Consider the following 7,193-nt stretch of genomic DNA (forward strand, 5'->3'; position numbering starts at 1 on the left):
GTGGCACTCCGCCACGAAAACAAATTCCTTAAATCGACGTTTAGACGTCTATATGTCTACAGAATGTATTGAATACGATTTAATGTCAACCTTGTAATTATGAATTTTTCTCAAGTTAATAATGAGGATAGTTCAAGTTATTACTTGAACGTTATTTCACCACTTATCACAAGCCGATACTTCAGTATGGCACTGAAGGAAAAATAAAAAACCCTGGTCGGGTTCCAGGGTTTTAGGTATCTCGCAACTTTAGAATAAACCGGCTAATCGGTTGAGGTCGGATTGAATCGCGCCGGCTGTCACTTCTCTTCCTGCGCCAGGCCCTCGAATAACGAGTGGGTTATCTTTGTACCACTTACTTTCAATGGCAAAAATGTTGTCGCACGGCAGTAGGTTGGCGAGCGCATGTTCACGAGATAACGCTTCTACTCCCACCGTCGCTTTACCATTTTTTTCTAAACGCGCAACGTAGCGAAGCACTTGGTCGTTTCTCTGTGCTTTTGTCAGGCGCTCTTGCAGTATTTCACTCAACAGTCCTCCGTTATCGAAGAAGTCATCGATGCTAAGTTCTGTTAATTCTTCTGGTACCAGAGATTCAACCTTAACGCTGCCCGGCTCAATATCGAGACCAGATTCTCGAGCCAAGATAACCAGCTTACGCATCACATCTGAACCATCTAAATCAGAACGAGGATCAGGCTCTGTTAAACCTTGCTGCCAAGCGAGGTCGACTAAATCATTAAATGGTACTGAGCCGTCAAATTGTTGGAATAACCATGATAACGTCCCTGAGAAAATACCCGATAGAGCAACGATCTCATCCCCACTTTCACGTAGATCTCGCACGGTATGGTTTATTGGTAACCCCGCACCAACCGTCGCGTTGTACAGCCAATAACGACCAATTTTAGCGAATGCATCTTGAACCTGATGGTAATACTGGCTATCTGCCGAACCCGCCACTTTGTTAGCGGAAATCAAATGAATGCCCTGCTGCGCAATATCAACATAACGGGCAGCGAGCTCCTTGCTTGCCGTGACATCAAGCACAACCGCTTCATCGTAATTTTGCAGAGCGCCCAGTTTATTGAGCCAGTGACCGTCATTCTCTATGCTTTCATCATCGAAGCGCTGTGCAACCGTTGCTGCATCAATACCTTGTTCATCGAACCAGTAGGTTTGACTATCCACGACTGCGACAAGGTCAAAGCTCATTCCATGACGTTTTTCGAGTTCACCTTTTTGAGTTGCAAATAGATTTAACCAACTAGAACCAATGTTGCCCTTGCCACATAAAGCCACCGCCACGCGCTTTTGCGCTTGGAACAACTGGCTATGAATCGTTTGAACCAACACTTCGGTATCAGTACGACGCAAAACGGCGACTAAACTCAGCCCCGACTCAGTTTCAGAAATAAATTCAACCGGAGAGTGTTTTAACTTCTGATAAAAACCAAAACAATGGTTGGCGTTTTTCGTAACGCCAGCGCCTACTGCCGCTAAGAGCGAGTAGCCTTCTTTGAGCTTAATCTCCGCTTCAACCGCAAGCTCTTGTAAGTGTTTCAGTGCGCCACCGGCAATTTCTGCGGTATACGCCAAGCGCAACGTGTGTTGATCGGGCTGTGCCTCAAATGCCAATGGCTCCAATTGCGCTCGCTGCAACGCTTGTAATACATCATTCTGTGTTTTTTCGAAGTCGTGCCCATGCATGAAAGACAGCTGCACCAATAAAACATCATCCAGCGAGGTAATAATTTTAGCGCCACGGCCAGACGCTAAGACACGCTCAATACGAGTAGAGCCCGATTCCGGCAGATAGCTACACTTGAGGTTGAGATCCATAGTACTTTGCGCCACAGGCTGAAGTGTACGACTGTGTAGGACTGGGGCGGCTAAACGGGCGAGTTCGCTGGCTTCATCCAATCGAAGTAACGGTAACAGACACGCGTCTGCCACCAAACGCGGATCGGCACTATAGACACCGGCAACGTCACTCCAAATGGTGACCGTGCTCACTTCAGCCAGAGCACCAATGACAGTTGCAGAATAGTCAGAGCCATTACGACCAAGTAAAATGGTTTCGCCCGCCTCGTTCTGAGCCATAAAGCCAGTAATTACCACACGTTTATGATTGTGTTGCGCGAGAACTTCTTTTATCAAAGGATATGAACGAGCGCGATCAACTTCAGGTTGAGTCCCGGCTTCCGCACGTAAAAACGCTCGTGCATCTTGTGCAACAGCGGGGATAGAACGTTGAGATAATAACGCGGCCAATAGGCGAGCAGACCAAACTTCTCCGTGTCCTAGTACCGCGGCTTTTTGCGCGCCAGTGAGTGGTGCTGTCAGCTCAGATAAGGTACTGAACTCATCATGCAGTAACGCTAATAGCTCTTCTTGTACTTCATTTTCCAACAAGTTTTCTATTAGCTCCGTTTGGAACTGCCTTAGGCTTTGAAGTGCTTCATGCGCGATTCGGCCATCTTTGTCTAGCCCTTCCAGGAACTCAATCAAGCGGTTAGTGGTTTTTCCTGCCGCCGAGACGACCACAAGATCATTTTCCGTCGAATACTCCTTAAGAATATCCACAACGCGTAAATAGCATTCTGGGTTTGCTAAGCTACTGCCACCAAACTTATGCAGCTGACGTTGTAAAGTCATTATTATCGTCTCCTATTGTTGGGCAGCTTTAGCGAATGCTTGCTCTAAATCTGTGATGAGATCTTGTGCATCTTCCAAGCCGACAGACAAACGCAATAGTTGATGCGACACCCCCGCATCTGCAAGTGCTTCCTCTCCCATAGCGCGATGCGTCATGGATGCCGGATGACAAATCAAGCTTTCAACTCCACCTAATGACTCAGCCAATGAAAACAGTTGGAGCTCTTTAACGAACACTTTTAACTGCTCAAACGAACCGGCAAACTCAAAGCTCAGCATAGAGCCAAAGCCCGTTTGCTGCTTTTTAGCAATGTCATGACCCGGGTGCTCCGGCAGGCTTGGATGATAAATGGTTTTAACTAACGCTTGCTTCTGGAGATAAGCCAGTACCTGCTGTGAACTCTCTTCATGCACTCGCATGCGAGCACCAAGTGTACGAATGCCTCGCAACGTCATATAACTATCGAAAGGTGTGCCAGTCGCACCAATGCAATTGCCCCACCATGCAAGCTCTTCTGCATGCGCTTCTGTTTTGGTGATGATCACGCCACCAATCACGTCTGAATGACCGTTGATGTACTTCGTTGTGGAGTGGATAACAAAATCCGCACCTAGCTCTAAAGGTTTTTGGTACACGGGTGTCAAAAAGGTATTGTCCACCGCAACTAACGCGCCGACTTGTTTCGCTTTTTCACAGGTAGCTGCAATATCCACTACGCGAACCAGAGGGTTTGACGGAGTTTCTAGCAAAATGAGTTTTGGTTTTTGTGCTAATGCTGCATCCAAAGCTTGCTCGTCTGATTGATCGACAAACTGAACCTTAAAATCGCCTTTGTTGGCTCGGGTATTAAAAAGACGATAGGTGCCGCCATAACAATCGTGAGGAGCAATAATGAGATCATCAGGGCCAAGAAAAGCGGACACCCATAAATTTAATGCCGACGTACCGCAGTTCGTGACAACCGCTCCTTTTCCAGACTCGAGTTCAGATAACGCACTTTCCAACAGTCCGCGGTTTGGATTTCCAGATCGCGTGTAATCATACTTAGGTACTTCACCAAAAGCAGGAAAACCATAGTTAGTGGAAAGATAAATAGGTGGAACGACAGCGTGATATTGGCTGTCTGATTCAATACCAGTGCGTACTGCAATGGTCGCAGGTTTGCGAGAGCTCATGGGTGTATCCTTTCACGGGTAATGACTTCTAAATAGGAATGCGCTATATCTAATGAGTAAAATAAAGTGATCAACACGCTTCCTTTGCTGTTCTGTTCACTTTACTCGTCAAAAAATAAGACGTCAACACTTCTAGACGTCTATATGTCTTTGCTTATGGCGGTAAATGCAGCTAAAATCAGCACCTAAATTATTTTTAACCGATTACATAAATGAAGGTGTGCAATGGCTGACTGGAATGGCGAATACATTAGCCCATATGCAGAGCACGGCAAAAAAAGCGAACAAGTAAAAAAAATTACCGTCTCTATCCCGCTAAAAGTTTTAAAAGTGCTAACTGATGAGCGTACTCGCCGTCAGATCAATAACTTACGCCATGCAACCAATAGTGAATTACTATGCGAAGCATTTTTGCACGCGTACACAGGTCAGCCACTTCCAACAGATGAAGACCTTCGTAAAGACCGTCCAGATGATATTCCAACAGAAGTAAAAGCACTGATGACGGAAATGGGCATCGAATTTGAGTCGTTTGACGAAGAGTAAAAAAGCGAGGCTTGAGGCTTCAGATAGCAATTCTTATCTCGAGCCAAAAGAATGATATAAAAAATGGGACGCGATTGCGTCCCATTTTTTGTACATCACATCTAATAGATATATTACTCTGCCATGTAGTTTTCAGGCATCTCGATACGAGCAACACCTGAATCAACTGCCGCCTGAGCCACAGCTTTTGCAACACGTGGTAGTAAACGTGAATCCATTGGTTTTGGAATGATGTAGTCTGCACCAAACTCAAGCTTATCGACGCCTGCGGCCTTCAATACAGTTTCAGGTACAGGCTCTTTTGCTAGCTCACGAATCGCCTCAACGGCTGCAAGTTTCATTTCATCATTGATTTCACTTGCGCGCACATCAAGAGCACCACGGAAGATGAATGGGAAACACAATACGTTGTTTACTTGGTTCGGGTAATCACTACGGCCAGTACCCATGATCAAATCATCACGAACTGCGTGGGCAAGTTCAGGCTTAATTTCAGGATCTGGATTCGAACATGCAAATACGATTGGCTTATCTGCCATCAGCTTCAACGCTTCCGCTGGCAATAGGTTTGGACCAGATACACCTAGGAACAGATCCGCGCCTTCAATCACGTCTTCTAATGTGCGTTTGTCCGTGTTGTTTGCGAATAGCTGCTTGTATTCATTAAGATCATCACGACGAGTGTGGATTACACCTTTACGATCCAGCATGTAAATTTTTTCGCGCATTGCACCACATTTAATCAGCAGCTCCATACACGCAACGGCTGCAGCGCCAGCGCCAAGACAAACGATCGTTGAGTCTTCAAGCTTCTTACCTTGAAGTTCGATCGCGTTCAGCATGCCTGCCGCTGTTACAATCGCAGTACCGTGCTGATCATCGTGGAATACTGGTACATCACAACGCTCAATTAGACGCTTTTCAATCTCAAAACAATCTGGTGCTTTAATATCTTCAAGGTTGATACCACCAAAAGTGTCTGCAATGCTTGCAACAGTATCAACAAATTCATCGATCGTGCGGTGCTTAACTTCAATATCAATCGAGTCAAGGCCAGCAAAACGTTTAAACAGTAACGCTTTACCTTCCATCACTGGCTTAGATGCAAGTGGACCTAGGTTACCTAGACCCAGGATAGCGGTACCGTTAGAAATAACAGCAACCATGTTGCCTTTCGCTGTGTACTTGTACACGTTATCAGGGTTTTGTGCGATTTCACGCACTGGTTCTGCAACACCTGGGCTGTAAGCAAGGGCAAGATCACCCGCCGTTTCCGCAGGTTTTGTCAATTCGACAGCAATCTTCCCTGGAGTTGGATAAGCATGGTAATCCAATGCTTTTTGGCGATGTTCTTCTTCTGGAGTGGCTGCTTGGCGATTGTCTTCAGACATGGACGTTTCTCTTTTTTATTTTTAGGTAAGGGGGGATAAATTCTATCGGATAGAAATCAAACTTCATAGGCAAGATTGCGAGCAATATCCTTAAAAAGCCGATAATAAAAGAGATTAGACCAGATAGCGGGGATAAGCACCTGATTTTCGAGTCAGGTGCTCTTTTCTTCTTACAATTGAAGTACGCAAAATCCTGGACGCTATTACTCTTCGTCTACGTATTGCGCTTGGAGGTAGTTCTCAATGCCAGACATTTCAATCAAGCCAAGTTGCGTCTCTAGCCAGTCAACATGCTCTTCTTCATCTTCAAGAATATCTTGAAACAGATCGCGAGACACATAGTCTCGAATGTCTTCAGCATAGGCAATCGCATCTTTTAAATCTGGAATGGCGGCCATTTCAAGCTTTAAGTCACACTCGAGCATTTCTTTAGTGTCTTCACCTATCATCAACTTGCCTAAATCTTGTAGATTCGGTAAGCCCTCAAGAAACAAAATACGCTCAATCAGATGATCGGCATGTTTCATCTCATCGATAGATTCGTGATATTCCTTATCTGCTAGGTGCTTTAACCCCCAGTCCTTATACATTCGAGCATGAAGAAAATACTGATTAATAGCGATGAGCTCATTTCCGAGCACTTTATTGAGATGTTGGATGATGATTGGATCGCCTTTCATGACAAAAACCTCCTCTTTAGCTTCATTTAAATGTAGAAGCAAATGAGAAGGTGTCAAAACGCTAGGCAAATAATTACTTAATTACCGCATGCTCACCGTAATTAGCTAGCTTGTTTGAATACCGTGTAACTGGTTTCCGCTAAAATATCCTTGGCCTGTCTGATGCACTTACCACATTGGCTACCCAATGCTGTGCATTTTTTGATTCCTTTAATATCCGTTACGCCTTCATCTATCGCCAACTTCCTAATTTTCTTGTCGGAGACCCCATGGCAAAGACAAACGTACATACTCAAAAACCTATTAAATTAACCTGTGGCAACCAATATAAACAAGAATAGTTCTTGTTACCAGTCGCATTGATGGGCCTGTTCAGAATATTTTGTTATATAGATTTGGTGACAATAGGCAAAGATCAGAGGGTTAGGTGTTACGACTAAAGGTGTTGAAAAATAGAGCCGGTAATATTCTGTTTTTAAATTAAAAAATTAACGTATTTCCTACGAACACTTATAACCAAATATAATTTAGATATAAAAAAGGGAAGCCTAAGCTTCCCTTTCTCGATGCGCTTTCTTCATAAAGAAGAAGAGTGCAAGATTTCGTTTAATTCGTTATGAATTAGTCGAAGATCTTAGCAACAACACCAGCACCTACTGTACGGCCACCTTCACGGATCGCGAAACGTAGACCTTCGTCCATTGCGATTGGTGCGATTAGCTCAACAGTCATCTGTACGTTG

The 7,193-nt window shown here is 44.7% G+C and carries 6 protein-coding genes and 1 pseudogene; 1 reads left to right on the top strand and 6 read right to left on the bottom strand.

What is annotated here, in order from left to right; all coding sequences use genetic code 11:
- Nucleotides 1-249 precede the first annotated feature (249 nt).
- Together CBX98_RS23520 and CBX98_RS23525 are read right to left on the bottom strand one after the other, a co-directional pair.
- Nucleotides 250-2,658: a bifunctional aspartate kinase/homoserine dehydrogenase II gene (locus CBX98_RS23520; RefSeq protein WP_109170363.1), complete on the bottom strand. Its 2,409-nt coding sequence runs from the start codon at nucleotides 2,656-2,658 to the stop codon at nucleotides 250-252.
- A 12-nt stretch (nucleotides 2,659-2,670) separates the two neighbouring features.
- Complete coding sequence (locus CBX98_RS23525) at nucleotides 2,671-3,834, bottom strand: O-succinylhomoserine (thiol)-lyase (protein WP_005395740.1); 1,164 nt, start codon at nucleotides 3,832-3,834, stop codon at nucleotides 2,671-2,673.
- Nucleotides 3,835-4,059: 225 nt separating this feature from the next.
- Here CBX98_RS23525 and metJ point away from each other — a divergent pair, with 225 nt between their 5' ends.
- Entirely contained in the window at nucleotides 4,060-4,380 is a 321-nt protein-coding gene (gene metJ / locus CBX98_RS23530; RefSeq protein ID WP_005381353.1) for a met regulon transcriptional regulator MetJ, read from the top strand.
- 113 nt (nucleotides 4,381-4,493) lie between these two features.
- On the opposite strand, the gene CBX98_RS23535 is transcribed toward metJ, so the two are convergent.
- The 4 genes and pseudogenes from CBX98_RS23535 to CBX98_RS23550 form a co-directional block, all read right to left on the bottom strand.
- Nucleotides 4,494-5,771, bottom strand: a complete 1,278-nt coding sequence (locus CBX98_RS23535; protein ID WP_006742766.1) for a malic enzyme-like NAD(P)-binding protein — start codon at nucleotides 5,769-5,771, stop codon at nucleotides 4,494-4,496.
- Nucleotides 5,772-5,974: 203 nt separating this feature from the next.
- Entirely contained in the window at nucleotides 5,975-6,451 is a 477-nt protein-coding gene (bfr, locus tag CBX98_RS23540) for a bacterioferritin (protein WP_005395745.1), read from the bottom strand.
- Between the two features lie 101 nt (nucleotides 6,452-6,552).
- On the bottom strand, nucleotides 6,553-6,741 hold the full coding sequence (locus CBX98_RS23545) for a bacterioferritin-associated ferredoxin (protein ID WP_031780493.1): 189 nt from the start codon (nucleotides 6,739-6,741) through the stop codon (nucleotides 6,553-6,555).
- Between the two features lie 331 nt (nucleotides 6,742-7,072).
- Nucleotides 7,073-7,193 (bottom strand): annotated as a pseudogene (locus CBX98_RS23550) (elongation factor Tu); the annotation flags it as partial.

Origin of the sequence: Vibrio sp. T9 (genome assembly GCF_003123985.1) — a bacterium.
GTDB classification, from domain to species: Bacteria; Pseudomonadota; Gammaproteobacteria; order Enterobacterales; family Vibrionaceae; genus Vibrio; species Vibrio diabolicus.

Coding starts and splice junctions, on each gene's coding strand:
- CBX98_RS23525 (WP_005395740.1), bottom strand. CDS start 3,834: ATGAGCTCTCGCAAACCTGCGACCATTGCAGTACGCACTGGTATTGAA.
- metJ (WP_005381353.1), top strand. CDS start 4,060: ATGGCTGACTGGAATGGCGAATACATTAGCCCATATGCAGAGCACGGC.
- CBX98_RS23520 (WP_109170363.1), bottom strand. CDS start 2,658: ATGACTTTACAACGTCAGCTGCATAAGTTTGGTGGCAGTAGCTTAGCA.
- CBX98_RS23535 (WP_006742766.1), bottom strand. CDS start 5,771: ATGTCTGAAGACAATCGCCAAGCAGCCACTCCAGAAGAAGAACATCGC.
- bfr (WP_005395745.1), bottom strand. CDS start 6,451: ATGAAAGGCGATCCAATCATCATCCAACATCTCAATAAAGTGCTCGGA.
- CBX98_RS23545 (WP_031780493.1), bottom strand. CDS start 6,741: ATGTACGTTTGTCTTTGCCATGGGGTCTCCGACAAGAAAATTAGGAAG.